Raw genomic sequence first — 26740 nt, 5'->3', positions numbered from 1 at the left:
ACAGTACTAAGAATAATATCAATAATATTATTTTCGATCTCTATAGCTATATTTTTTTCGTACAGTAGTTTCTTAGTAAAAAAAACGTTAAGTACATTTCTAATTATAATTACAGTCGTGAGTTTAACATATATTAATTATATGTTATCAACTCAAATTCGATCATATGTGTTGCTGCTTTTATGCGGTTTGTTATTTATTATTACAGATCATCGATTAATATCTACTCCTAAAAATTACTATATTCTTTTTTTGAACTTTGCATTAGCAACAGCGCTAATATTTACACATAATTTTGGTGCATTTTATGTAGCCGTATCATTTAGCTTTTTTTGTGTGCTGTTTATTTGGTCAAGAAAAACTTATTACTTGTATCCTTTAGTTTCGCATATTCTATCAGTTTGTGTCTGGCTACTATTGTGGTTTCCAAATTTTCAGATTCAATCCCAAACTGGAAAGCCGCATACATGGATACCGCCCTTGACCTTTCTTTCTTTTTTTAGAACCATTAGTGAGCTAATTCCTACTCTATCATCGCAGTTAGAAAGATCAATACAAATATTACCTGTCATTAAGGTTTTATCTGTGGTTGTGATTTTCTTCTATATTTCTATTCCTAAATTGAGAATCGGATTCAAAAAATTTGTAGAAGATAAAGCTTTTAGTTTTTATATTCTATCTGGCTATATATCATTCATGGTTGCTGGACTATCGATGATTATATCATTGGTATACATGTCCGTTTTTTTAAGTCGGTACCAATGGATAAGCCATTTACTGATAATATATCAAATTATATATGCGTACAACGTTTGGGCTTATAAGATAAAATATCCTCGATTTGTTCAAAAGTTAGCTCCTGTATATATCGTATTTGTAGCCGCTTTTATGTTTTATCAAAACAAAAAAATATCTATTTTTCCAAGTGGTATATTGAGCTATTTGCCTCAACTGAATAAAGAATATCCTGTTTTCTTTGAGTCTGCTGATTATTTTTTTCCAATATGGCATCATAAAAACGTAGATGCATATTATTTGCTCAATTGGGAAGCTGCTTTGGCAAAAGACAATATGCTAAATGCAACAGTAGATCATAAAATGGCTTTGTCATTACGAGAAGAATACAATGTTAATAAAATTGTTTACGTGAACGAATTAACCCAAAAACGATTCTCTCATTTCTATGTAGTTGATGAAGTAAGCCGAAAGCAATTCGAACCATTGATAAAGGAAAAAAAAGTAAAAATAGTGAAAATTATACCTGTTGGTATAGAAGGGCATCGAATCCTAGAATGTACAATATAGTTTAAAATAAAATTCATAAAGAGCCAGAATAAGCTGTTTTATATAGGGTGAATAATAGTCAAATGGATAATCTGAACAGCTATGATTAATAATTTAGACGAAAGTTCGAAGCAATTAGGACGGCTTCAGGAAATAAATTCTGCAGCTTTAAATAATGAAAAAGTAGCGAAAACGGGTGCCGTTTTCGTCAACAAGACAAGTGTCGATTTTGATAAGACTGATATTGATGATGAATGCTTCAGGCTTATTAAAATCACGCAAGAGGGAGAAAGTGCTCCTGTTAATCTGTATTCGGACTCACCTGATGTGTTTCAGATTGCAATTGGGGTAAAGAAACTCGTTTTTGAAGACGAGTTGACGTTCACTCCTGGCGAGGGCGGTACTTTTGTACACATACGTTTCTCTCCCAATAGAACGGGGCATTATACCGGAAATCTAGTCCTTAAATCAGGAGATGGTCAGCAGACGGTAACTCTTAATGGTAGAGGAGGGAGTTACATTGCAGCCCCTGCATCCGAACAGCTAAAAGGCTTATCACCCCTTTTGAAATGGGCGGCTATTTTAGTCGTGTTAGGTGGCGTTGGCTATACTGGTTATACATACAAATGCCAACTAATACCGAGCTTATGTGATCAAGCGAATGATACACAGCAGGTAAATAATGAGCCATCTGATAATTTGCCTGTTCCAGCTACAACTAGTCAGGAAGCGAAAGTAGAAACTATCGAGCCTGCAACGAAAGTTAGTGCAGAACCAGTTGTCAAGCCTTCGGCAAGAGTAAACAAAGTACAAACGCAGAATGGTAAAGACCAGACAACTGTCCGTAATGAAAATAATACAGAGCAAAAGGCAGTAAATACAACTCGTTCTTCACAAACTCAGAAAAGTAAACCGGCGCAAAAAGCCCCAGCATCAGAGGAAAGTGACCTGGAATTGGAACTGAATAAGAAACCAGGAGTCTGATCGGGCATAATTAGGGGGTATAGCTAATAAATGGCTAGTATTGCGCTTATTTGAGAGTATCAAACTTTACATACAGGGCTTGTACAAGGCCATGTTTTATATGCGAATAAGGAGTTTGTTTCCTGGATTGCTACTAATTATCTGGATAACATTACCAGGAATAGCACAGAAAGCACAGACTAAACCTGAAGTAATTCATTACATTAAATTAGGGAATACGTTACGTGCTGTGGATAAGCCTCAGCAGGCCATTGAGCTTCTGCAGCGGGCATTGGGATTGATACAGGGTAACGACCCTTACTGGGAAGCCGTTGCTTATGAGAACATGGGCATGGCTTATGCCGATCAGCAAAGCAATGCTGAAGCTGTGCGATCTTACCAAAAAGCACTCGAGATTTATAGAAAGTTGAACTTTGCTGCCAGTGTTACGGCAATGCAGGAATTAATTGACCTGGTAACCGGAAAGGCGCTGTACGCAGGCATCGACATTGGTTCTTCTGGCGTAAAACTGGCAATATTCCGGACAACATTCGAAAATGGATTCTATAACAAAGACATTCGTTCGAAGCCATTATCACCCAATGTAAGTCTTGTGTCAGGAACGGATCAGTCTTTCGATGATGCACAGACGGTGATGAAAGCGTATATAGATTCTATACGTCATTACAACATTTTAAATAAGCATGTATACATTGCCTTCAGTAGCGGGGTCAACGAAACACTCGGAAAAACGCCTGAGAAAAAGGCTCAGCTTTATAAGCTGTTGACTAAACTGGTGGCTAATGACAGCTTAAAAATTGATACAACGTTAACCGCTGCCAGAGAGGCCGAGCTGTATGTTGTCGGGGCGATTCCCCGAAAAATGTGGCAGACAACGGCCTGTATAGATATCGGTAGTGGTAATACGAAGGGTGGGTATTTTGATGAAAAACAGGTATTCCACCCAATCACCATACCATACGGAACGAAAACGCTAACGAATCAAATCGATAATCAACGGTCACTGGACCTTGAATCATACAAGCAGGAAGGCCAACGAGTGATGAACGATATCACCGAAGGTATAATGAAAACAGCTTTCGCTAATGAACCCGGAATACAGCAGCGCCGGACGGTGGGCGTGGGGGGAGGAGCTGCCTGGGCAATGGTGACTTATCTGCATCCGGAGAAAGCTGGGACCACTGCTGTCCCAATAACCAGAGCTGATATAGAACGATTCAAGCAGCTGGCAATGTCAAATTACAAGCTACTGATTAATCCGGACCTGACGGCGATCACTGACCCCGAGGTACGTCGGAAAGCAGAAGCAGATATCCTGAACGCCCAGTCTCAGTTCAGCGAAAAGCAGATTATTGCTGGTGCATTGCTACTGGAGGGTATCTCCAATGTTTACGCAAATGGAAATCTTACCAAGCGTTTCGTCTTCATCCGGGATTCAGATATTGGCTGGGTAACTGGCAAATTCCTCGAAATGGCTAATCAGGAATACGACAAAACCATAGCCAAAGAAATGCAAAATCCTTAATAATTGAATCAACTGACCAATAACAAATGAAGCAGTATCTACTTAATCAAATCTCCTCTTTAACTGCATTTTCTTTAAAAGCCGTACTGTTCTTTATGCTAGTGCAGAATAGCGGCTGTATTTCGTCCCGTCAATTAATTTATTTCCAGGGATTGCAGGGAAACGGCACAGATACGCTACAGGGAGTTGAACGTTACGTACCTAAAGTTCAGGTTGGCGATGTCATTTCTGTTCAGGTAAATAGTCTGAATCAGGAAGCTTCGTCTTTCTTTAATCCTTACGCAGCGATTGGTGCTAGCAGCAATCAACCAAATCCGTCGTCGATCGCTCCTTTACCCAATTCACTTGGTTATTTGGTGAGTAATGAAGGTACAATTACACTTCCGTTAATTGGCAGCCTACCGGTCAGGGATAAAACAACAAGTCAGATCGCAGAAGCAATTCGTGAGAAGCTAAAAACGTACTTGAAAGAGCCAACGGTTAACGTCCGCAATCTAAACTTTAGAATCTCTGTACTTGGTGAAGTCCAGCGTCCATCACTTTTTACAATTGCGAATGAGCAGATAACGCTACCGGAGGCATTAGGTCTGGCTGGCGATTTGACGATCTATGGACAACGCAAAAATGTGCTGGTCATTCGGGAAGAAAATGGGAAAAAGACATTTGCCCGGCTTGATCTGACGAAACGTGATTTATTTAAGTCCCCTTATTATTATTTGCACCCCAACGATATTGTCTACGTAGAACCGGGTAGTGCTCGCGTTGCCAGCGCAGACCGGCTTTACCAAGTCGTACCAATAATTCTGAGTGCCTTGTCCTTTGTCGCTATTATTATAACATATAATAGATAAAAAAGTACACGTAAATACACAAAGGGGCAGTCGAGTAGCTGCCCCTTTGTGTATTTACGTGTATATAGACGATCAGCGTACAACCATCAACTATGATTTAGGGTCACAATGTATGATCCGGTATTACCTATATAGATTACTGGACTTTTTATTCACATCAGAAGTTTGATACCAGAACGCGGATACCTTCGTTCACTCTGCAGGTGGTTGTATAGCCGAACGCGCTTCTTGGGCACAAATGCTACATAATCTCATTCTCTAACCAACCAGTTTCCAAGTAAAATGAAAGATATGAATCGTTTAAAGAACTGGAAGTACGTACTGCCTATTTTCGCAGGCTTTATGATACTCCTGCAGGCCTGTAAAAAGGACCCAGATCCGGTACCAGCTGTTCCCACAATTACATCGATTAATCCTACAACGGCTCCAATTGGAAGCACCATAGCCATCTCAGGAACGAATTTCTCTGCTACGCCCAGTAGTAACACCGTTACAGTTGGAGGTGCGGTTGCGACAATTGTTTCTGCGTCCTCTACGCAACTGGTCATTGTCGTACCGGCAACCGCAGCAACAACTGGTGTCGTTTCCGTAAGCACAGCAACTGGCCAAACGGCGCAAAGCAGCGTATCATTTACAGTGTCGAACAAGCCCGTTGCTGAAAAGCAGGGAACAATCAGAGCCAATACGGTTTGGTCAAAAGATACAACCTACGTATTACGAGGATTTGTTTACGTGGCAACCAACTACACATTGACAATCCAGCCCGGAACTGTAATTCGTGGAGCGGGACCCGAGCGAGACCCTGAAGGCTTAGGCAGAGCTGGAACACTCATTGTAGAAAGGGTTGGTAAGCTGATTGCCAACGGTACTGCCTCCGAACCTATTGTATTTACCTCCAGCAAAGCTGCCGGTCAGCGTAATTATGGTGACTGGGGCGGAATCATTCTGATCGGTAAATCGCCCATAAACCGTCCTGGGGCAACTTCTTATCTAGGTGGTATACGAGGAACGACAGAAACGTATAATGAACCAGAAGACAACAGCGGAACGCTACGGTATGTTCGTATTGAGTTTGCAGGAGTTAGCGTGGCAAATTCAACCAATGGGCAGACAAGCGGTTTAACAATGTATGGCGTTGGTAACGGCACCATCATTGATAACGTCCAGGTTTCTTACTCCCGTAATCATTCATTCGGCTGGTATGGTGGCTCAGTAAATACTAAGCATCTGGTTGCATTGCGGGGTACGACGAATGATTTTAATACTGACTGGGGGTATTACGGCAAAGTGCAGTTTGGCGTAGGATTACGTGATCCTGAAGTGGCCGGTCCTGCAGGAGCAGTCGCCAATGGCATTTATTCGCAAAACTTTGACCCAGGTGAAAATGCCGTTGGTGTACCGTTAACAAGCCAAAACGGAGCGCCCAAAACGGCTCCTGTATTTACGAATATGAGTATCTTCGTTACAAGTGGTACGCCTAGCACAGCCACTACAAGCCGGGGAGGAGGTAGTTTTCAGGCTGGTCTTCATTTAACCCGCAATACGGCGATAAGTGTCTATAACTCGTTGTTTTATGGTTTTCCCGAGGGCCTGCGTCTTGAAGGAACTACGACTGGTACGCTTGCCAACGTAAATGGTGGAACAATCGATTTAAAAGGAGTAACGCTGGCCAACTCATTAACACCGATTGTTGGTGGGGGCGCCGTAACGACAGATATTGCAACGACGTATTTTAACAATACGACGCGATCTAATCAGATTGTTCCTTCATCAGCAGTTGCGTCTCTGTTGTTAAATTCGTCAACCTTTAATCTAACTGCCCCTAGCTTTTTATTACAAGCGAGTTCCCCTCTGTTAACGGGAGCGGTCACTGGAGGAAAAGTAGCCGACTCATTCTTTACCCAAACCGCGTACCGTGGGGCGTTTGGTACTGAAAACTGGCTACAGGGATGGACAAATTTTGATCCGCAGAACGCGAATTACGATCGTTAGCCTTTATAGAATGATTTATTAAGAGATACTTTTAGAGAAGTGAAAATATTTCTTTAAAAGTATCTCTTAATAAATATAACTATTACCTGAAAGTAATCTTTGGTTTAATGAGCCATTTATAAATAAAAGAAAATGAAACACATTTTTATTCAGTATAATTAAATAAATATAAAAAATTGGTAAATTAATTATTGTTTCAAATATGCATTGATTATTTAGGTGAATCTTGCCGCTGTTTTTCTCGAATGATTTCTTTTATTATATATAAGGGTCTGCCCTTGGTTTGAAAAAAGATACGAAGTACATATTCACCGATCATACCCAATGCAATTAACTGTACTCCACCAAAAAGTATGATTACGAAAAGTATGGCTGTAAAGCCTTGAGGAACACTGGAAAAAAACAGTTTTTTTACTAACGTTTGCACAAAATACAGAATAGAGATACCGATTGCTACTATACCGAGCTTTGTTACAACCTTTATAGGATATTCACTAAAGTTGAAAATGCCATTATAAGCCAGTTTTCTTAGCATCTTAAAGGAATATTTCGATTCTCCCGCCAGACGAGCATCTCGTTCGTATTCAATTCCGATCTGTTTAAAACCTATCCAGCTTCTCATTCCGCGGACAAATCGACTTTCCTCAGGCATTTGGTTGATAATATCAACAACTCGCCGACTGACAAGTGAAAAATCACCACTATCAAGCGGAATATCTACGTAAGATATAGAACGCATGAATCTATAAAAAGTGGAATAGGCAGTACGCTTTATCCAGGATTCTTTACGTTTTTTCCGAACAGCGTAAACGACATCATAACCTTCGCAATATTTTTTGTAGAAATCAGATAATAATTCAGGAGGATCTTGGAGATCACCGTCAATAATAAAAATAGCTTCAGTTCCAACGGCAACCGCCATACCTGCCGTTAAAGCGATTTGATGGCCATAATTTCGAGATAAAAATATGCATTGATAACGTGCGTCACTAAGAGCAAGTTGTTGCATTAAAGTTGCTGTGTCGTCTACACTTCCATCATCTATTAAAACAATTTCAATTGCTAACGATGAAGCATCCATTACTGCGTTCAAACGAGTAACAAGATGTCGAAACGATTCAGTCTCGTTGTATAAAGGAGCAACGATAGAAATTTGTGGTCCTTGCAAAGTAGTTGGAGAGGTAGTGATTAATCAATAAAATTAAGCTCTAATTTATGGATAAATAAAAGGGCTTGTTATTTTCTGGATTTTATTATCCATTGGTTAGACGGGTTCCCGTTTTATTTTTAAAGTGTCATTTATTCAATAAAGACTTTATTAAGTTTCTCGTATATAACAATAAGTTAAGGTATAAAACAAAGAAAACAGCCTGTCAAACGGACAACTATCCGTTTGACAGGCTGTTTTCTTTGTCAAGAATTATATTCTAAAATGACGTAGGCGGATTGAAGTTGTTGGTGTAAAGGGCCTGACCCTTAGTTAGCCGCAGGTGCATGTAGCCCTGGAAACGGCATGAACCCGCCCCCTGAGCCCCTACCATTAGCACACCCTTATCAGGGTTGAGTTCCATCGATGGCACCGAACTGGCCGTGGCTACCAGCGACCCATTGACGTACAGCTTGCGCTGACCGCCCGAGGCTACCACCGCTACGTGGTACCAGGTGTTGAGCGAAAACTGGTTGTTGGACAGCGGGCCCGGGTTGAGGAAGCTGTTGTTGCTGTTGGTCACGTTAAGCCCAAAACCAGCGTTGTTGGGGGAGATGTTGGTGTTCCAGACCACCCCGCCCGAGTTGGTGCGCCGGGAGACAATGGTAGGGTAGTCGCCGGTGGCGGTTGGGTACATGAAGCACTCGATGGTGTAGTCGCCGGTGCCGAAGTCAAAGTCGGAACTGCTGGGGATGGTCAGGTAGGAGTTGCCATCGAAGTAGAGCGAGGAGGGGCCGTACTTTTTCTGGGCGGTGCTGATGCGCACGCTGCCTTGCTGAGAAACAGGGCGGGCCATGGGGGAGGCATCAACGATGTTCTGGCTGCCGTCGCTGCCGTTGCCGTTGAGCAGCAGCACCGTACCGGTTGAAGGGGTTGGTGTCGGAGTTGGTGTTGGCGTTGTGACTGGCGGCAAAGACGCATCGAAGGTCTCGGGCGGAGTGAAGTTATCGGTGTAGAGAGCCTGCCCCTTAGTCAGCCGCAAGTGCATGTAGCCCTGGAACCGATTGGATCCTGAACCCTGAGCCCCTACCAGGAGCAGCCCTTTGTCAGGGTTGAGTTCCATCGACGGCACCGAACTGGCCGTGGCTACCAGCGACCCATTGACGTACAGCTTGCGCTGACCGCCCGAGGCTACCACCGCTACGTGGTACCAGGTGTTGAGCGAAAACTGGTTGTTGGACAGCGGGCCCGGGTTGAGGAAGCTGTTGTTGCTGTTGGTCACGTTAAGCCCAAAACCAGCGTTGTTGGGGGAGATGTTGGTGTTCCAGACCACCCCGCCCGAGTTGGTGCGCCGGGAGACAATGGTAGGGTAGTCGCTGGTGGCGGTTGGGTACATGAAGCACTCGATGGTGTAGTCACCGGTGCCGAAGTCAAAGTCGGAACTGCTGGGGATGGTCAGGTAGGAGTTGCCATCGAAGTAGAGCGAGGAGGGGCCGTACTTTTTCTGGGCGGTGCTGATGCGCACGCTGCCTTGCTGAGAAACAGGGCGGGCCATGGGGGAGGCATCGACGATGTTCTGGCTGCCGTCGCTGCCGTTGCCGTTGAGCAGCAGCACCGTACCGGTTGAAGGGGTTGGTGTCGGAGTTGGTGTTGGCGTTGTGACTGGCGGCAAAGACGCATCGAAGGTCTCGGGCGGGGTGAAGTTGTTGGTGTAGAGGGCTTTCCCCTGGGTCAGCCGCAAGTGCATGTAGCCCTGGAACCGATTGGATCCTGAACCCTGAGCCCCTACCAGGAGCAGCCCTTTGTCAGGGTTGAGTTCCATCGACGGCACCGAACTGGCCGTGGCTACCAGCGACCCATTGACGTACAGCTTGCGCTGACCGCCCGAGGCTACCACCGCTACGTGGTACCAGGTGTTGAGCGAAAACTGGTTGTTGGACAGCGGGCCCGGGTTGAGGAAGCTGTTGTTGCTGTTGGTCACGTTAAGCCCAAAACCAGCGTTGTTGGGGGAGATGTTGGTGTTCCAGACCACCCCGCCCGAGTTGGTGCGCCGGGAGACAATGGTAGGGTAGTCGCTGGTGGCGGTTGGGTACATGAAGCACTCGATGGTGTAGTCACCGGTGCCGAAGTCAAAGTCGGAACTGCTGGGGATGGTCAGGTAGGAGTTGCCATCGAAGTAGAGCGAGGAGGGGCCGTACTTTTTCTGGGCGGTGCTGATGCGCACGCTGCCTTGCTGAGAAACAGGGCGGGCCATGGGGGAGGCATCGACGATGTTCTGGCTGCCGTCGCTGCCGTTACCGTTAAGCAGCAGGATAGTGCCTGTGACATTAGAGGTTGGTGGCGGGTTGGGGGGCGGGGTGGTGCCACCGAAAATGTTGTTATAAGCACCGCTCTCTTCCCGAGCGTAGTTGCTTGTTACGAACCCTTGTTGCTTTTTGTAGGTGTTAGAGTTAGCCAGTTCGTTGTTATACGTGCCTGAATTATAGAAACGAATCAGAATATCATTGCTGGGACTATCCTCGTTGCTGAAAGAATTACTAGCAAAAAAATTCTGGGGGGCGTTATCAAAAAATATAGCGTTCGTGCCGCCCGTGCGTACAGTGTTGTTAATAAAGCGCCCTCCGGAAGTCCGTTGGAGCTTTATACTACCCATGTCGCCGGATGAAGGTGTTGTGGAAATGAAGGTATTATTGGTTGCTTCCCAGTTTGTAACCGATCCGCCGTCTCCACCGTAGCTTTGGAAGGCATTACCCTTTACAACGATATTGTTGTTGGTAAACTTAAGCTGAGTTGTTACGTGGTGACTATTGTCAGATATACTAATTCCCGTGTATGTGTTGTTGACAGCCGTAGCCGTATTATTGGTCATCTCCACGTACCTGGAACCTACAAACTCATAGGCGGCATATTTCGCGTCAACAACTTTATTCCGCCGAATGTAAATATTTTGATTCGGACCGGTGAACGAGATCGCCATCCCATTGCTCCCATCAACCCGTCCGAGGTCTGAAAATTCGTTATCCTCAATCCGGTAATTGTCGAGCTGCCAGGCAATAGTTTCACCCCGTTCCCAGCCGTGGTTCTGCATCTCAATACCCATGCGGCCCAGGCTGAAAAAGGTATTATGGTGGATGTAAACGTTTTTAACGGGTACTGATACGTTTGAACCGGTGCCGTATGACTGCGCATTAAACTTGATGGCGTTGCAGTTGACGTTAGGCCCTGTAAAGGCGCAGTGATCAATTTCATACGTATCAAGCGGGGCTTGCTCGTTCGAGAAAATCATCCCCTGTCCTTCGCCCGACGATTGATTGTTGAAGAGAATACCCGTTACCCGGATATTGTTGACCGGCCCCAAAGCACTCAGCATATGGCCGACGCGAACATTGGACGGAACATAAAACTCAGCATTCCCGTCACCGACGAACGCAAGGTTGCTTTTATTAATAAGACTTACCTGATCTGTAAATATGTATCGGCCGGCTGGTAAAATAATTCTGGCTCCCGACGAAGGAGCCGCGTTGACAGCCGCCTGAATGGCAGCATTCGTAAAACCACTAACGGTGATATCGGCTACTGCAGGCGCTACTGCCTTTGGTGGCAGAGGTGCATTTAGAGAAACTAATACAGGAGCCTTTGTTTCACACTTTAATTTTTCAATGAGACTTGCAGAAGTATATACCGAATTAAGAGCCATTAAGGTCTTTGGCGGTGATGGTAACTGGGCCAGTGCGTTCGCTCCGATCAGAAAACTGGCTAAGTATACTAGAAGCTTCATTTCTGTCTAATTAAGTTTGAGTTGATTATCGGGTTAATTGAAGAAGGATTTATAGACTGATAATTAATTTGCAAGGAGACAGCCTAGAGAGTTGTTAGTTATCTACATCACTACAGAACAACATTTTTGCCAAGAGTGAAATAAATGCAACAAACTTGAAAAGCCTTAAAATTACTTGTATGGTAAACTACAGGATATGACTAAGTATTTACTGAAGGTTGGCCGTCAGAGTATGGTAGTTAGTAGCCAGTATATCAATTACATCCAACTAAACTACTAGCAATTTATCAACCAAACTAGAGAGAGTAATTACTGCGAATCAATATGAATACTAATTCTTTTAATAGTTCAATATTCTGCCGAGAATGCTGAAGTCAGCTGTTGCGAAGGACGATAGAAGATGGGGATGTTACAGTTGTAGTAACCGCTTGAGCCGCTCGTAGAAACCCGTGTTTTTGAACGTAAATGTTTTGTGCAGAATGTAGTTACTGATAAAACTTAGGCCCATACCGCTGGTATGTGACAGCAGTTTGTTCACGTTAATAGTCTTGATGGAGTAAGGGATTGTGAGCTGGTATACGCCGAAAAGCGCAACAGATACTGAGTAGATGACCGAGGAGCCATAAACGGTTATTGCCCCGGAGATAATCGAGACAAGCGAAAATTTGACCATTTCCCGGCGTGTTTTCGCCGAGTTTTTCGCGTTAAAGGCAAAGAGTTTGGTCAGAAAAAAGCCAACGAAGAAAGAGAAGACATAACCACCGAGGAGCCCCTGTTCATAAGAGAGTTTAAACCACTCCTGTAATAATGTGCTTATCAACAGCTGTAACAGGGCGCCAATGGCCGCAACTATAAAATAAGCAACAAGGTCTTTCTGATTAAATAAGCTGTTTTTCACAATACCCTTCTCGAAAAGGCCGCAAGTTAGGACGAAACTTGCATTTGCGGGTACATCGAGACAAAGCTTAGCAAGTCTACATGCATACCAGGTTTACTGACCGCCCCGGTCACTGTTGGCAGCAGCATACGAACCGCCGGGAAGAGGCTGGCCATTTTTAAACGTAGCTGTCAGACGGGCACCGTCGGCAAACTGGTAGATTCCTTTGCCATTAGGTACGTTTTTCTGGAACCAGCCTGCATATTTATCGCCGTTCCGGTAGAAATAAACCCCGTAATCGGAGCGGAGATTGTCGCGAAAGTTGCCTTTGTACTTCAGTTTGCCGTCGGCGTAGTATTCGGTGCCTTCGCCGTGTTTGTCTCCTTCTTCAAATTCTCCTACGTATCGCTCCCGGGTTGGATAAACAAAAATACCCTTTCCGTCTTCACAATCGCCCGAAATGCAGCCAACGGTTGCGGCTACAGGGCGATTGATCGTTCGTGCTGGAGCAGATGTCTGGGTAGACAACGGCGACGCAGCAGGCGTAATTGGCTTCGGCGAAATAGCCACGGCAGGTTTGACTGCTGATCGAGTTCGCGGGTACAGCGCTTCGGCTTCCAGCCAGCCTTTCCGGATAGCATCAAGACGGGCGGGTTTAGCCGGGTGCGTTGACGTAGCGTGTTCATCGCCCAGCGCCCGTACGGCCACCATGGATTCCTCCAGCGAAGCGCCTAATTGATGCAGCACGAAACCTGAAAACTTATCAGCTTCGATCTCTTTCTGCGGTTGACCACCCCGACCGTCGATGGTGTGCCCCTGTAGATGATGTCCTATTTCGTGGGCCATAATACTGATGGCTGACCAATCGGTTTCGGTTTCTTCCTCAATGCTTTTCATGAAAGCACCGTCATAAACAATGTAACGCTGTCCTTTGAGGACCGTAGCAAAGCAATTCTCGGTATTGGAACACTCCATGATTTTGAAGTTGCGCATCAGCCCAATTGGCTTCAGTATGCGATCAACAACTTTCTGGGCATGAGCGTTGGAGGAGGTGGTACCCGAACAGATTACCTGCTCATCGGTCGTATGCCCGGTATAGTTGCAGATAAATGCTTCAGGACGGGTAGGGAAGGCCGGGTTTGTTTGAGCAGTCACCTGGCTGCAGACCGTAATGCTTACAAAGAGGAAAGAAAGAGCCGTTTTCACAGAACCAGAGGAGGTTAATCGTTCAACACGGCTCAATAACGAACGAAAGAACGTCTGTATTTTACTTGAACCGCTGTACCATTACTTTCCCTTTGCCGCCAACGGCGTAGCAGGTACCTTTTACGCAGGATACAGAATGGAAGCCTTCCGTGTCGATCTGCTGCCAGGTTTGCCCTTGATCGGCAGAGAGGGCAGTCCCTGATGGTCCAACGGTCAACAATCGTTCGCCGGGTAGCAGGGCAATAGCTTCCTTCAGACCGGGCGGATTGGTTGGGGCAACGAGCTGCCAGGTCTGTCCACCGTCGCGGGTGACGGCTGCGTTTGGACCAGCCAGTTTCTCCTGTTTGTAGTTTCCGCCGACCACCATTCCGTTTTTACCTGTAAAAAACTGCATACCAAACAAGCCCGTTGCTTCACCGGCCGGCAAGGGTGTGCTATGAACAGACCAGGTTTGTCCGCGATCTGTAGAGCGAAAAACCCGACTGACTGTTCCACCCCCCGAGACAATCCAGACATTCTGTTTACCCTGCGTAACAATACTGGTACCACTGGCCGCAAAAGCCGCTTCATTAGGCTGCATAGGCGGGAGAGCGGTCGGAGAAACGGGTTGCCAGGTAGTGCCGCCATTGTCGGTGGTGAGAATAACCCACTTGCCATCGACCGGATCGCTGAAGACAATCCCATGCTGGGGATTCCAGAAAGCCATACCATCGAAGAAAACCCCCTGCTGCTGGGTCTGGTACTGTAGCGTCCAGGTGCCTCCACCATCGGTCGTTTTATAGATGCGAGCCTGCCCTTTCTCGGCGGGCCCCGCGCTCATCAGATAAGCTGTCTTGGCATCGATAGCCTGAACGTCGCGGAAATCGCAGGTTTCGGCGTTGGGAACAGTTCCCGTCTGCCACGAGCTACCGCCATCGGACGTATGCACAAAGGTGCCTTTTGTACCACCGATCCAGACCACATCAGCACTGGCGGCACTCACGGCCCGGAAACTGGCATCGGTATGAACGACCTGTGGTTGCCATTGGGCAACCACAGGAGATAAAAACAATATATTAATGACTAAAAAAAGTACGCTGCGCATCATGGATTAACCGGCGTTGTTCGATTACCGGACATAGTACTTGTTTGTTCTGCGGCTGCTTTCAGGCGCGCGATCTCGGCGGCCATACTGTCTGCTTTGAAGTAATAATACAGGCCCGCAATCAGGAAAACTTTCGATAGGACAAATACCGCGATGAAAGCCGGACGCCAGTATTTATGAACGCGAATGTGTGTATCGTCAACTTCGACGTTCACGTAATCAGAACGGGGTGGCCCTTCGGTAAAATTAGGACGTTGATACGATTGCTGCTCACGAGGCCGCTTCTGAATTTCACCTTCGCTGATTCGCTCTAGCACAGCGTTCCGGACTGCCGGTGGCGGTGGAACAGCGTGGCGCATAAAGTGGTCTTCCAGATCCTGCTCCAGATCGCTTAGCTGAAGCTGAAGCTCTGGATCGGTTTCCAGCAGGTGATCGACGTCTTTTTGCTGTTCCTCCGAAACCAAGCCCAGCAAATACGATTCCAGAATGCCGTCTGTGAGATATTGGTAGGTCTTCAAGGTCGTGGATTGCTTAAGAGGTACGAAGAAACAAAAAATATTCGTGAATTGCTTGCATTACGGAAGAATACGGTATTTGTAACCGTTGTGCAATAGTTTCTGGCGTAAAACCCTGACAGAAAGCCAAGTTAAAAACGAACTTCGCCTGCTTATTGTTCCCTGGCGCTGAAGTGGTCGATGTAAACAGATCGCTGGAGGATGGGATAGTTTTTCTGGCAAATAGGGCTCTGGAACGAGCCAGCCGGATGATGGTACTGCCTAGTCCCCGGGTGTCAGCTGGATTAAATTCTTCGATCTGGGAAGACGCAAAAAGATCAATTAAAACGCGTTGGGCCTGATCCGTTTCTGGAATGATCTGTAAAATAACTCCATAGGCCATTGCTCCGTATCGCTCGTATAATTGAATACGGTTTGAGCCTCTCTTAACTTCCAGTTTATTAGGCGAGTAGGCCGTTACGTTTAGTGTACTCATCGTCCGTTACTAGTAAAGCTGTCACAAATTACAATCTGCAAAAAGTAAGCCACTAACTCGTGCACAGGGTGGCTTGAATAAAATCATAAAGATAGGTAATTGAGCTTATATAGATAGAAAGTATACAGACGGGGATATAAGAAGTCGTTGTTGTTGTCTATTATCGTTTATTTGATACTAAACAGACTCACGTTGAATACGTTCGCTGATGAGTTGATAGATAGAATAAAGATCGGGCTGGGTACTTAGCAGACTCAAATGGCGACCCATGGTCGTTTGATCTCGCCGACGGGCTGGTCCAGTTTGAACAGAAGCCGGATCATCGGTATTTAGTCCCTTAGCCAGTGTTTCCGCGACCAGAGGACGTATCAGATCAAAAGGCAGATTGTTCGTGGCCAGGAGGTCGTGCGCGATGGCCAGCAAGTGGTTGGTGAAATTACAGGCAAACACGGCGGCCATGTGCAATCGAAGCCGCTCTTCCGAATTCAGGGTATATACAATAGGACTCATATCCTGCGCAATCTGAATCAGCAACTGACGCGTAGTATCGGTAGACGCTTCGATGCAGAAGGGGATAGTGGCGAAGTCGATGAGTGGCTGCTCCCGGGAAAACGTTTGTACCGGGTAAAACACACCTGTATGAACAGGAACATCGCTGTAGATATCGATCCAGTTCGCCAGTGAGGTTAAAGACTGACTGCCCGATACATGCACAAGCGTGGCTCCTTCAGGCAAAACAAGCTGCGAGCAGACCGACTCGATGGCGTCGTCGGACACGGCCAGGATAAACAACTGTGATGGGCTTTCCGCAAAATTCAGGTCTGAATGAGTCCGGGCATCGTATAGATTGCTGATTAGCTGACGAGCGTGCTTTAACTGGCGACCATGGACCTCATTGATATGATGACCAGCGGTTTCGAGGGCGGGGGCCAGGTGCCAGGCCAGGTTTCCCGCGCCGATAAGCGATATTTCCATGTTCAAGTATACAGGAATTTCAGTAACCCGCTGGACAGTTGACCAAGTCGAAATCGCTTTATTGCCCTGACAGGTCCTTATCATGTAGGGGGCGACAGGAACAAAACACGGGAGGAATAGTTTCTTGGGTGCCTGTCAGCAAATGGATTGATTTATTCAGAGGCTATGTTGGTGGCCAAACCACCCAATTATCACGATTAACTGAAGCGATCTGGTACCCTATGGAAGTAATTATCCTCATTTTTTATGGATTAGCCTTGTTTCTCCTGTTCGCCTACAACTGTGGGCAGCTGAGTCTCATCATTACGTATCTCCGAAACTCACGCCGTCGTCGGAAAGAGGCAATGATTCAGAACAGACCGAATATAGCCGACCTACCGAGCGTGACCATTCAGCTTCCGGTATATAATGAACTCTACGTTGTGGAGCGGCTGATCGACTCTGTGGCCAAGCTGAACTACCCCCAGCACAAGCTTGATATTCAACTACTGGACGACTCGACCGATGAAACCGTCGAGATCATTGCCCGAAAAGTGGCCGAATACAAACAGCGTGGACTTAACATCGAGCACGTACGGCGCCCCGAGCGAAAGGGATTCAAGGCGGGCGCGCTAGCCTACGGGCTTCCGTTCGCCCAGGGAGAATTTATCGCTATTTTCGACGCTGACTTTGTTCCTGATCCGGACTTTTTACTGAAAACGTTACCTCATTTTTCTGATGCCAGAGTCGCTATTGTCCAGACACGCTGGGAGCACCTGAACGAAGATTTTTCGCTGATGACACAGTTGCAGGCCTTTGGTCTGAATGCACATTTTACCGTTGAGCAAAGCGGACGCTACGAGGGCGGATATCTAGCGAATTTCAACGGTACCGGTGGCGTGTGGCGAAAAGAAGCCATTCTGGATGCGGGCGGCTGGCAAAGCGATACGCTCACGGAGGATCTGGATCTGAGTTACCGGGCGCAGCTTCGGGGCTGGAAGTTTGTCTACTGCGAAAGCGTTGGCTCTCCCGCTGAACTACCGGTTGCCATGAACGCCCTGAAATCGCAGCAGTACCGCTGGATGAAAGGCGCAGCTGAATGCGCCCGTAAGTTGGCCAGGCGTGTGCTGGTAACGCCGGGCATTTCGTTGTCCATGAAAGTTCACGCGTTTTATCACCTCTTTAGTAGCGCAACGTTTATTCTGGTGCTGATACTAGGCGTATTGAGCGTACCGCTGATATACATTCGACGGATGCACCCAGAATGGGAGACGGTGTTTACAGTCATCAACTTGTTCCAGGTCAATCTGCTGATCCTCATTACCTTCTACGGCATCCCGCTCTGGGCATTGGGTGAAAAGAACAAAGCTAAACTAGCCTGGTATTTTCCGATGTACTCGTCGCTGATGATGGGGCTGTCGCTGCACAACACCATTGCTGTGGTTGAAGGATACATTGGTCGTAAGACGCCCTTTGTCAGAACGCCTAAATTCAACGTGAACGTATCCAGCGACAGCTGGGCAGCGAACAAGTACGTAAGTCGTAAACTGAACTGGCTGACCCTGGTAGAGGGGACACTGGCGCTTTACTTTCTGGGAGGTCTAGCCCTCGCGTTTTATGTGAACGATTTCCGGATGTTCTTCCTGCACATTATGCTGATGGTGGGCTTCGGGATGGTATTTATTTACTCGCTGGTCCATGCGGGGCAGAAGACTGTGACGGCATAAAAAAGGGCGCTCTATGGAGCGCCCTTTTTTGTTTTATTGAGTTGGTAGTATCGCTGACTATTGGGCGGATTTTTCCATGAACAGGTAGCGTGCCCGGTTTTTGTCCGGCTCCACCCGCGTGTTAACGTCAATGTGCATAACGGGTGGAGTATCTCCTCCTTTCAGAGCTGGCCATTCGGGTAAGCCAGCTCCGTTCGGATTACCGGTTTTGACGAAGTTGGCGAAATATTCCTGCATCACTTTTGATACGTTATAATCGTCGGCAGTCCACTGGTAAACATCATTGTACGGCAGGTTACCCATCGCATATTCAATTTCGGCTGAGTGAACGGCTCCCCGCGCTGCGGGCATTTTAGGCGCGTCGCCACCGCGTACGACACCACCAGCCAGACCTGCCGTAGCGTTACCCATGGAGGCTTTCATGGCTGGACGAGGCCGCGAGAACAGATACTGATACACTGGCTTACCGCCCGTTTTGCTTTGCAGGTCGGCCCAGCGCCAGGTGCTGAAGGCAATAAAGCGGTCGCTGGCCAGGTCAGTAGCCGATTGCAGCGCTTCTTCATCGTTCGAGGCCGGGTATAGTTTCAGAACTTCATCGGCCTTATCGTTGTACAACCGCTGCACGGCTTTCTTGTAGTTTTCTGCGGTTGGCTGCTCGCGGCCAATCACGGCAAACGGACTCATCTCTTCGGAATTCCAGCCTACCAGCAGGGGTACGTGCGCCTGTTCTCCTGCTTTGAATGACTCGACGGGAGCCTTCGTAAAGAAGTAACCATCAATGGCGGGTGAAAAACGAGGGGTGTTCGGTTTGGCTGTTGCTTCCAGAACTTGTTCCGCTGACATCGCCCGTAGGTCGGCCAGTGATTTTGCACCAACCATTTCGGCAAACTTAACGCCCTGTTCTTCCGCTTCGGCCAGTTTGACGGGGGGCAACGCACCCAACAGCGAACCGCTCTCTCCGATAGCACCAGCAATTAGATTTTTAGACAGGGGCGACACCATCTGGGCGCTAACCGAAATCGATCCGGCTGATTCCCCGGCGATGGTTACGCGTTTCGGATCACCACCAAAAGCGGCAATATTGTCCTGTACCCACTTCAGCGCTGCCTGCTGATCGAGGAAGCCGTAATTGCTCGACGATTTATGCGGAGACTCTTTTGTCAGCTCCGGGTGGGCCATAAAACCGAAAACCGAAAGCCGATAGTTTACCGTAACAGCGACCATACCTTTCTGTGCCATGCTTTCGCCATCATAACGGCCTTCGGAGCCGTCGCCAGCTATCAGACCTCCGCCGTAGAAATAAACCAGCACCGGCAGTTTCTCCTTACCTGATTTGGCGGGCGTCCAGACGTTTAGATACAGACAGTCTTCGCTCATGCCATCAGACCGGAAACCCATATCGCCGAAAACGGCCCGCTGCATGGCGCGAGGGCCAAACTTGTCAGCTTTGCGGACACCCTGCCAGTTTTTGACGGGCTGTGGTTCTTTCCAGCGCAGATCACCAACGGGGGGGGCACCAAACGGTACGCCTTTGTACATCCGGATGCCCGTTTTCTCGTTGGTAACGCCCTCCAGCGTACCATTCTTTACCTTGACCTGAGGCCCAGTCTGCGCCATTGTATCCGGCAGGAAACTAACAGCTGTTAACAAGAGAATAACTAGTTTTTTCATTGCTTATAACCAAGTATAGGGTATTTGTTAGGAAAAATGTACAAGGCAATTAGCCTTGTTATGCTATTATTGTAACAATATGGTACAATAGTAAATCTTTCTTGGTTAACTGACAAATTCTGTTCGTTACTTGCCAACGATTTTTTATGGGTATGGAAAAGCAGGCTGAGTATAAGGTGAGCGACACACGGGGGGAGGGTTTTCTGCCAGGGCTGGCTATGGATTTCGTTATTTTCGGATTTCATCAGAATCAGCTGAAAATTCTGCTGCTCGAATACAAAAATACAAGCCTGTTTGCCCTGCCCGGCGGCTTTGTGAGAATCAACGAAGACTTAAATGAGGCTGCCCGGCGTACACTGGCCGAACGGACTGGGCTGCATGATATTTATCTGGAGCAGTTTTATACTTTCGGCGATTTAGGCCGCTACGATCCGGAACCCATGCGCGCCATTATGCAGGGAAAGGGCCTGACGCCAACGGACGACCATTGGCTGCTGCGCCGGTTTGTGACGGTCGGGTACTACGCCCTGCTTGACTTCACCAAAGCAAGCCCGATTCCGGATGCGCTGGCCGATCACTGCGAGTGGTGGGAACTGAGTAGTCTGCCTACGCTAATGCAGGATCACCGGTATATTGTTGAGAAAGCGCTGGATACGTTACGTGCCAATCTGGACCGAATGCTTGGTTTGGCGTCTCTATTGCCCGAAACGTTTACTATGGGCGAACTACAGAGCCTGTACGAAACGATTCTGGGTCAAAAGCTGCACCGGTCGGGATTTCAGCGCAAAATGCTGAGTCTCGATGTGCTCGAACGAATCGAGAAAAAATACAGTGGTGGGGCTCACAAAGCCCCGTACCTCTACCGGTTTCAGACCGGTGCGTAAAGATCACCGCTGGATTCGATACGTTTTGAGCCAGGCTTTCAGCACGACCGGATCGGATAAATCCTTGATGTCTTTCTTGGTGGCTTTGATACTTCGTTTCAGCGAGCGAACGTCGTTGTTGAAGCTCAATTCCAGACCTAGTACGGAGCCGACCATCATAAACGGCTGACCCATAGCACCCGCAAGCTGGCTCTGTATGCCGTACAATTCATTGTCCAGTTCCTCAGCCTGCTGTTTCAGGATTTTGTTGTAATACCGAAGCTGATCATCGGCGAGGGTTTCGAGATGCTGCTGGTCGATGCGATTAAATTCAAGCTGGAGCCGGAGCAGGGCCAGCAGATCGCTTTTCTCGTAAGCCTCCGTCACGCGCTGCATGATTTCAGTCTTCCGGTCTTTCTCGGCTTCATCGGGTTCCCGGTCAGGGTGAAATGCCTTGACCAGGTCCATGTACAGAGTCCGAACAGCCTTGGTAATGTTACGTTCTTCCAGCTGCTTTTTGGCTTCCCGTTCCAGTTGTTTGGCCGTTTTGGGCTTTTGAGCGCGTTTCTGCTCAGCCTGTTGCTGACGTTCGGCATTGGCTTCCTGCTTGCTACGTAGTTGCTCGTCGACGTAGGCCGTGAATTTTTCCTTGGTACTAACATCCACAGCCGGGTCGAACGTAATGCCGTACATCGAGCTGACCATTTCTTTCATTACGTCCGAGATCTGAGCGTCTGCTTCAGCATCGGTAGCATCGAAGCTATCGGTATTGTACTTGTCGAAAATGGGTTTCAGCTCGTCCATACCGTGCTCGCTGATGAGGTCGTAAGCGAGGTTACTGATCAGATCAGCCAGTTTTTTCTTTTCCGTTTTGGTGACTTCGTTCCGTTCGTACGCCCGATCAAACAGCCAGATAAGATCGGCCCGGAATTTGTTCAATTCATTCAGAAGGGGTACGTACTCCTTGTGAACGCGCTGCTGCAGCGAGGTAGCGGCCTGCCGGAAGTCAACGAGTTGCTGCTCCAGGTCACTGATTTTACGGGTCAGTCGGTTAAACTCTTTCTGCGCTTTGGAAAGGGGCGTCTTGTCTTTGCCGGGCGTCGGGATGCGAACGAGTTGCAATTGGCTCATGGGGTAAACATACAAATTCCCCCGGTTAGTGCCAGTCGGCAGCAACCAGGGGAATCATAAAAGAAAAAAGATTACTGCTGGATACCGACCAGATTCAGCATGAACGCGTACTCAAGGGCGGTTTCTTTCAACGCCTGGAACCTGCCCGATGCACCACCGTGGCCCGCTTCCATGTTGGTGTGAAGCAGCAGTTGGTTGTTGTCGGTTTTTAGGGTACGTAGCTTGGCAACCCACTTGGCGGGTTCCCAGTACTGCACCTGCGAATCGTGCAGACCCGTCGTGACGAGCAGGTTTGGATACGCTTTCTTCTCGACGTTATCGTAGGGCGAATACGACTTCATGTAGTCGTAGTACGTCTTGTTTTTCGGGTTACCCCATTCTTCAAACTCACCCGTCGTCAGCGGAATACTTTCGTCCAGCATCGTCGTCACGACGTCCACGAATGGTACGGCGGCTACGACGCCCCGGTATAACTGCGGAGCCTGATTAATGACCGCGCCCATCAGCAAACCACCCGCGCTGCCGCCCATGGCAAACAGCTTGTCGGAGCTGGTGTACTTGTTTTCGATCAGGAACTTCGATACGTCGACGAAGTCGTTGAAGGTGTTTTTCTTCTTCAGCATCTTGCCGTCCTCGTACCACCGACGCCCCATTTCCTGGCCACCCCGGATGTGGGCAATGGCGTAAATGAAACCCCGGTCGAGCAAACTCAGGCGGGTGGAGCTAAAGCCTGGATCAGTCGAGTAGCCGTACGAGCCGTACGAGTACTGGAGCAAAGGAGCAGAACCATCTTTTTTCGTGCCTTTGCGGTACACAATCGAGACCGGGATCTGAACGCCATCACGCGACTTCGTATACACTCGCTCCGATACGTAGTTGTCTTTGTTGAAGCCACCCAGTACGTCCTGCTGCTTTTTCAGCGTCTTGACCTTGGTGTCCATGTTGACATCGTAGGTCGAGCTGGGTGTCGTCAGCGACGAGTACGAGTAGCGCAGTACGTTTGTGTTGAAATCCGGGTTGTAGCCAATGCCCGCTACGTAAGCCGGTTCGCCGAAGTCGATGTAGTAATCGTCTTTAGCCGGCGTGCCCGTCTTTTTCTGGTTGATAACCCGGATGTTGGTCAGGCCCGCTTTTCGCTCGCCCAGCACCAGGTAATTGGCAAAGACGTCCATGTTGGCCAGGTACACGTCGGCGCGATGAGGGATAACGTCTTTCCAGGCGTTTTTATCCGCATTTTTTCCCTCGGCGACTTCCATCAGCCGGAAATTCTCCGCCTTCCAGTTCGTGCGGATATAGAATTTGTCTTTGTAGTGAACCAGGTCGTATTCGTGGCCTTTCTCGCGGGGCAGGAACGTTTTGAACGCGTCGGTTGGCTTGCTGGCTTCCAGCAGTTGGTATTCGGTCGAGACGCCGTTCTGGTCCGAAACGATGGTGATGTATTTCTTCGATTTCGTCCGGCCTAGGCCCATGTAAAACTGGTTGTCTTTCTCTTCGTACACCAGTACGTCATTCTTTGGGTCGGTACCTAATACGTGCCGGTAAACCTGATAGCCCAGCAGGGTTTTTACGTCTTTTTTAACGTAGAAAAGCGTTTTGTTATCGGCTGCCCAGGCAAAGCTGCCTGCTTCGGTGTTGGGGATAGCTTCCGGATAGATCTGGCCGGTTTTCAGGTTTTTGACCTGCAGCGTATACAGGCGACGGCTGACGGTATCCTGCGCAAAAATGGCCAGCTCGTCGTTGTCCGATACTTCGTAGCCGCCGAGCTGGAAATAGTTATGCCCTTTGGCCATCGTATTGCCGTCGAAGATAATCTCTTCGGCAGCGTCCAGCGAGCCTTTTTTGCGGCAGTAGACCGGGTATTCTCCCCCCGTTACGTATTTGACGTAGTAGTAATAGTTACCTTCCTTGTAGGGCACCGATTCGTCCTGCTGCTTAATCCGGCCTTTCATTTCCTCGAAGAGCTTTTCCTGCAGATTTTTGACCGGCGCCATCACCTGATCGAGGTAGGTGTTTTCGTCCGTCAGGTATTTGATGACCTCAGGATTTTCGCGTTCGTTGAGGTAATAGTAATTGTCGATCCGAATGTCGCCATTGGTCGTCAGTTCTTTAGGCTTAACGGCGGCCTTCGGAGGAGATACTTGTTGTGCTTGTGTCATGCCGTACAGCGTGAGCGTGGTGATGAGGAGTAAACAACGTTTTTTCATAGATCGTTTGTTGTTTGGGGATGCGTAAATGTACGTAGTCATGGGCTGGTTCGTATCGTCGTCTTTCTAAAAGGTCGCATCTTTGCCAATCCAACCTGGTACATATGCCTGAAGTAGAATTAGTTGTTGCCCGCTACACCGAAGACCTAAGCTGGCTGCGTAAGCGCCCAGCGTCGCTAGGGGTTACGGTGTATGACAAAAGTCCGGACCGGTCGGCAGGGGATACGGCTTTGGTCTTGCCCAATGTGGGCCGTGAAGCCTATACCTATCTGCACCATATTGTGAGTCGATACGATAGCCTGACTGACTGGACGGTATTCTGCCAGGGCAAACCGTTCGATCATGCCTTCGACTTCAAGAAAACCTTGCAGGCTTTAACTGCTGATCCTGACGCCTTCATGACAGGGAATTGGTTTCGCTGGCTGGGCCACCTGATCGATACGGACGACAATCGGGGGGAGCGCCTGTTTCAGCCCTGGAGCAAAAACGAAGATGGGCGTGGACTCGACCTGCTGGGTTTTCATAAAGCATTGTTCGGTACTGATGGTCCGGAACGGTATACGTTCGTGCTGGGGGCGCAGTTTATCGCGCACCGCGACCTGATCCGGCAGCAACCACTGTCATTTTATGAACGGGCACTGGCCGTATCCATTACGTTTCCCGACGCGGCCCACTGCTACGAGCGGAGCTGGGACCGGATACTGGGCGTAACGGGTATCGACCCGGACTGGCTGGCCGGGCGCCAGACAGTATACCTGAAGCCAATGAGACACCAGGCCGATACGGAGCAAAATCAATAGAACGGAGCCGCAACAAAAAATTTTATTCGATTAAAACGTTTTCCCGATTTCTGGCGTCTTATCTAGCAACTCCTCAGCCGTATATTTAGCGGAGTGTAAGTCATTCTCTCTATGCATCGAAAGCTTTACGTATCTCCTTTTCAGTTTGTTCTACTGTGTGCGGGGGCCGTTGGGTGCCTGACGGCTTTTCTGCCCGCCAAAAACTCACTCGAAAAAACCTTCGCCCGGATCAACGAAGAAGTCAATCAGCACAGCCGGGCTTATGAAACGCTGGCCGATGCCTCGAAGACGATTGGGCATCGGCTGACGGGCAGCGCCAATGGTAGCAAGGCCGAAGCCTACGCCTACCAGCTGCTGTCGTCCTACGGCTTCAAAGACATTCGCTACGAACCGTTCGAAGTAGAAGCCTGGACGCGAGACACCGTTACGTTATCGGTCGTCCCCCGGCGGAGCGATGACTTCCGTGAGGTGCCGGTCGTGGCGCTGGCGCATTCGCCGGTTGACGCCCATGTGTCGGGTGAGATTGTCGATGTGGGCAACGGACTGGAAGGTGACTTTGCGGCCGTAAAAGACAAAATCAAAGGCAAGGTCGCGCTGGTAAACATCGGCCTGGCTGCACCAACGCGGGGCGCCCGGAACCTGCACCGCTCCGAAAAAACGGCACTGGCCATTCAGTACGGAGCATCGGGCGTTATCATGGTCAACCTGGTCCCTGGCAACGTACTGCTGACGGGGACGGCTTCGGTAACGGGAAAGCTGATCCCGATCCCATCGGTCTGTATCTCGCTGGAAAGCGGGCAGGCATTACGGACCTGGATGCAGGAAACGCCTTCTCCGCTCGAAGCGACCATTGATATGACCAACAAAAGCCGGAAGATTCGCGCCCGTAACGTGATTGCTACGTTGAAAGGCTCGAAACTGTCCGATGAAAAAATCGTTGTGGGCGGGCACCTGGACTCGTGGGACCTGGCCACCGGCGCAATCGACAACGGCATTGGTTCATTTGCGGTGATGGACATCGCCCGGACCTTCAAAGCGCTCAAATTAAAACCCAAACGTACGATTGAGTTCGTCTTGTTTATGGGCGAAGAACAGGGGCTTCTGGGCTCGAAAGCGATGGTAGACGGCATACGAAAAGCTGGTAAGCTCGACCATGTACGGTATATGCTCAACCTGGATATGACGAACGATCCGACGGGACTGAACGCTTTTGGCCGACAGGATATGGTGCCGTTCCTGAACACCATTGGTGAAACCATGAAGCAGATCGAACCCGCTTTCGCGAACCAAATGCAGAACCAGGCTGGTCTCCATTCCGATCACCAGCCGTTCATGCTGGAGGGAATTCCAGTAGTGGGTATGAACGGGCATCTGGAGCGCTCGGTGCTGGATTGTTACCACGCTAACTGCGACCGGATCAATCTGGTCAACGCCAATCAGATGAAAAACACGGTTCGCTACGCGACGATGCTGCTGTACGCGCTGGCCGATGCTGACCAGTTACCTGCCAAACGCCAGACCGATACGCAAACCCGCGATTACCTGACAGCGCAGGGCCTGCGTACTCCACTGCAGCTTGCCAATGAGTGGCGCTGGAAAGAGTAATCGAACACCTACCCATTGACTATAGAGTCGGTTGTTTTATAAAAATGGCCGGCTCTTTTCGTATACG

General features: G+C 48.4%; 21 protein-coding genes. 10 read left to right on the top strand and 11 right to left on the bottom strand.

The window, feature by feature from the left end; genetic code table 11:
* The first annotated feature begins 141 nt into the window (after positions 1 to 141).
* From HU175_RS01500 to HU175_RS01480, 5 genes are all read left to right on the top strand, one after another.
* A complete protein-coding gene (locus HU175_RS01500; RefSeq protein ID WP_176564905.1) occupies positions 142 to 1305 on the top strand; it encodes a hypothetical protein in 1164 nt (387 codons plus the stop codon).
* 81 nt (positions 1306 to 1386) lie between these two features.
* On the top strand, positions 1387 to 2268 hold the full coding sequence (locus tag HU175_RS01495) for a hypothetical protein (RefSeq protein WP_176564904.1): 882 nt from the start codon (positions 1387 to 1389) through the stop codon (positions 2266 to 2268).
* A 91-nt stretch (positions 2269 to 2359) separates the two neighbouring features.
* Positions 2360 to 3793 carry a tetratricopeptide repeat protein gene (locus HU175_RS01490; RefSeq protein ID WP_228724285.1) on the top strand — a complete coding sequence of 478 codons (1434 nt, stop codon included), beginning with the start codon at positions 2360 to 2362 and terminating at the stop codon, positions 3791 to 3793.
* Between the two features lie 26 nt (positions 3794 to 3819).
* Positions 3820 to 4644 (top strand): polysaccharide biosynthesis/export family protein, encoded by an 825-nt coding sequence (locus HU175_RS01485; RefSeq protein ID WP_176564903.1) that lies wholly within the window; start codon positions 3820 to 3822, stop codon positions 4642 to 4644.
* 282 nt (positions 4645 to 4926) lie between these two features.
* On the top strand, positions 4927 to 6636 hold the full coding sequence (locus HU175_RS01480) for an IPT/TIG domain-containing protein (protein ID WP_228724284.1): 1710 nt from the start codon (positions 4927 to 4929) through the stop codon (positions 6634 to 6636).
* Between the two features lie 211 nt (positions 6637 to 6847).
* On the opposite strand, the gene HU175_RS01475 is transcribed toward HU175_RS01480, so the two are convergent.
* Together HU175_RS01475 and HU175_RS01470 are read right to left on the bottom strand one after the other, a co-directional pair.
* Entirely contained in the window at positions 6848 to 7804 is a 957-nt protein-coding gene (locus HU175_RS01475) for a glycosyltransferase family 2 protein (protein ID WP_176564902.1), read from the bottom strand.
* A gap of 259 nt (positions 7805 to 8063) precedes the next feature.
* A complete protein-coding gene (locus HU175_RS01470) occupies positions 8064 to 11153 on the bottom strand; it encodes a LamG-like jellyroll fold domain-containing protein (RefSeq protein WP_176564901.1) in 3090 nt (1029 codons plus the stop codon).
* A gap of 166 nt (positions 11154 to 11319) precedes the next feature.
* Between HU175_RS01470 and HU175_RS01465 the strand changes: the two genes are divergently transcribed.
* A complete protein-coding gene (locus tag HU175_RS01465; RefSeq protein ID WP_176564900.1) occupies positions 11320 to 11571 on the top strand; it encodes a hypothetical protein in 252 nt (83 codons plus the stop codon).
* A gap of 399 nt (positions 11572 to 11970) precedes the next feature.
* Here the strand turns inward: HU175_RS01465 and HU175_RS01460 are convergent, their stop codons facing one another.
* The 6 genes from HU175_RS01460 to HU175_RS01435 form a co-directional block, all read right to left on the bottom strand.
* Positions 11971 to 12459 carry a GtrA family protein gene (locus HU175_RS01460; RefSeq protein WP_176564899.1) on the bottom strand — a complete coding sequence of 163 codons (489 nt, stop codon included), beginning with the start codon at positions 12457 to 12459 and terminating at the stop codon, positions 11971 to 11973.
* A gap of 93 nt (positions 12460 to 12552) precedes the next feature.
* Complete coding sequence (locus HU175_RS01455) at positions 12553 to 13644, bottom strand: M48 family metalloprotease (RefSeq protein WP_176564898.1); 1092 nt, start codon at positions 13642 to 13644, stop codon at positions 12553 to 12555.
* Positions 13645 to 13705: 61 nt separating this feature from the next.
* Positions 13706 to 14695, bottom strand: coding sequence for a WD40/YVTN/BNR-like repeat-containing protein (locus HU175_RS01450; RefSeq protein WP_228724283.1), 990 nt, complete (start codon positions 14693 to 14695; stop codon positions 13706 to 13708).
* Between the two features lie 32 nt (positions 14696 to 14727).
* Entirely contained in the window at positions 14728 to 15246 is a 519-nt protein-coding gene (locus HU175_RS01445; RefSeq protein WP_176564896.1) for a hypothetical protein, read from the bottom strand.
* 13 nt (positions 15247 to 15259) lie between these two features.
* Positions 15260 to 15718: a hypothetical protein gene (locus tag HU175_RS01440; RefSeq protein ID WP_176564895.1), complete on the bottom strand. Its 459-nt coding sequence runs from the start codon at positions 15716 to 15718 to the stop codon at positions 15260 to 15262.
* A 177-nt stretch (positions 15719 to 15895) separates the two neighbouring features.
* A complete protein-coding gene (locus HU175_RS01435; RefSeq protein WP_176564894.1) occupies positions 15896 to 16693 on the bottom strand; it encodes a Rossmann-like and DUF2520 domain-containing protein in 798 nt (265 codons plus the stop codon).
* Positions 16694 to 16914: 221 nt separating this feature from the next.
* Here HU175_RS01435 and HU175_RS01430 point away from each other — a divergent pair, with 221 nt between their 5' ends.
* Positions 16915 to 18399 (top strand): cellulose synthase family protein, encoded by a 1485-nt coding sequence (locus HU175_RS01430; protein ID WP_176564893.1) that lies wholly within the window; start codon positions 16915 to 16917, stop codon positions 18397 to 18399.
* Between the two features lie 57 nt (positions 18400 to 18456).
* Here HU175_RS01430 and HU175_RS01425 read toward each other — a convergent pair whose 3' ends face one another.
* A complete protein-coding gene (locus HU175_RS01425) occupies positions 18457 to 20070 on the bottom strand; it encodes a carboxylesterase/lipase family protein (protein ID WP_176564892.1) in 1614 nt (537 codons plus the stop codon).
* A 152-nt stretch (positions 20071 to 20222) separates the two neighbouring features.
* On the opposite strand from HU175_RS01425, the gene HU175_RS01420 reads away from it, so the two are divergent.
* A complete protein-coding gene (locus tag HU175_RS01420) occupies positions 20223 to 20954 on the top strand; it encodes an NUDIX hydrolase (protein WP_176564891.1) in 732 nt (243 codons plus the stop codon).
* A 3-nt stretch (positions 20955 to 20957) separates the two neighbouring features.
* On the opposite strand, the gene HU175_RS01415 is transcribed toward HU175_RS01420, so the two are convergent.
* Together HU175_RS01415 and HU175_RS01410 are read right to left on the bottom strand one after the other, a co-directional pair.
* Positions 20958 to 22064, bottom strand: a complete 1107-nt coding sequence (locus HU175_RS01415; RefSeq protein WP_176564890.1) for a hypothetical protein — start codon at positions 22062 to 22064, stop codon at positions 20958 to 20960.
* A gap of 71 nt (positions 22065 to 22135) precedes the next feature.
* Positions 22136 to 24268 (bottom strand): S9 family peptidase, encoded by a 2133-nt coding sequence (locus tag HU175_RS01410; RefSeq protein WP_176564889.1) that lies wholly within the window; start codon positions 24266 to 24268, stop codon positions 22136 to 22138.
* A 104-nt stretch (positions 24269 to 24372) separates the two neighbouring features.
* Between HU175_RS01410 and HU175_RS01405 the strand changes: the two genes are divergently transcribed.
* Positions 24373 to 25068: a DUF3431 domain-containing protein gene (locus HU175_RS01405; protein WP_176564888.1), complete on the top strand. Its 696-nt coding sequence runs from the start codon at positions 24373 to 24375 to the stop codon at positions 25066 to 25068.
* A 111-nt stretch (positions 25069 to 25179) separates the two neighbouring features.
* Positions 25180 to 26673: a M20/M25/M40 family metallo-hydrolase gene (locus HU175_RS01400; protein ID WP_176564887.1), complete on the top strand. Its 1494-nt coding sequence runs from the start codon at positions 25180 to 25182 to the stop codon at positions 26671 to 26673.
* The last annotated feature ends 67 nt before the right edge of the window (positions 26674 to 26740 follow it).

This window comes from Spirosoma sp. KUDC1026 (assembly GCF_013375035.1).
In the GTDB taxonomy this organism is placed as follows: Bacteria; Bacteroidota; Bacteroidia; order Cytophagales; family Spirosomataceae; genus Spirosoma.
This window is presented reverse-complemented; position numbering and strand designations above follow the sequence as displayed.

Bases quoted from the DNA above. Each gene is read 5' to 3' on its own strand.
- HU175_RS01500 (WP_176564905.1), top strand. From the start codon at position 142: ATGTTATCAACTCAAATTCGATCATATGTGTTGCTGCTTTTATGCGGT.
- HU175_RS01495 (WP_176564904.1), top strand. From the start codon at position 1,387: ATGATTAATAATTTAGACGAAAGTTCGAAGCAATTAGGACGGCTTCAG.
- HU175_RS01490 (WP_228724285.1), top strand. From the start codon at position 2,360: ATGTTTTATATGCGAATAAGGAGTTTGTTTCCTGGATTGCTACTAATT.
- HU175_RS01485 (WP_176564903.1), top strand. From the start codon at position 3,820: ATGAAGCAGTATCTACTTAATCAAATCTCCTCTTTAACTGCATTTTCT.
- HU175_RS01480 (WP_228724284.1), top strand. From the start codon at position 4,927: ATGAAAGATATGAATCGTTTAAAGAACTGGAAGTACGTACTGCCTATT.
- HU175_RS01470 (WP_176564901.1), bottom strand. From the start codon at position 11,153: ATGCTGAGTGCTTTGGGGCCGGTCAACAATATCCGGGTAACGGGTATT.
- HU175_RS01465 (WP_176564900.1), top strand. From the start codon at position 11,320: ATGGCAGCATTCGTAAAACCACTAACGGTGATATCGGCTACTGCAGGC.
- HU175_RS01440 (WP_176564895.1), bottom strand. From the start codon at position 15,718: ATGAGTACACTAAACGTAACGGCCTACTCGCCTAATAAACTGGAAGTT.
- HU175_RS01435 (WP_176564894.1), bottom strand. From the start codon at position 16,693: ATGGAAATATCGCTTATCGGCGCGGGAAACCTGGCCTGGCACCTGGCC.
- HU175_RS01430 (WP_176564893.1), top strand. From the start codon at position 16,915: ATGGAAGTAATTATCCTCATTTTTTATGGATTAGCCTTGTTTCTCCTG.
- HU175_RS01425 (WP_176564892.1), bottom strand. From the start codon at position 20,070: ATGAAAAAACTAGTTATTCTCTTGTTAACAGCTGTTAGTTTCCTGCCG.
- HU175_RS01420 (WP_176564891.1), top strand. From the start codon at position 20,223: ATGGAAAAGCAGGCTGAGTATAAGGTGAGCGACACACGGGGGGAGGGT.
- HU175_RS01415 (WP_176564890.1), bottom strand. From the start codon at position 22,064: ATGAGCCAATTGCAACTCGTTCGCATCCCGACGCCCGGCAAAGACAAG.
- HU175_RS01410 (WP_176564889.1), bottom strand. From the start codon at position 24,268: ATGAAAAAACGTTGTTTACTCCTCATCACCACGCTCACGCTGTACGGC.
- HU175_RS01405 (WP_176564888.1), top strand. From the start codon at position 24,373: ATGCCTGAAGTAGAATTAGTTGTTGCCCGCTACACCGAAGACCTAAGC.
- HU175_RS01400 (WP_176564887.1), top strand. From the start codon at position 25,180: ATGCATCGAAAGCTTTACGTATCTCCTTTTCAGTTTGTTCTACTGTGT.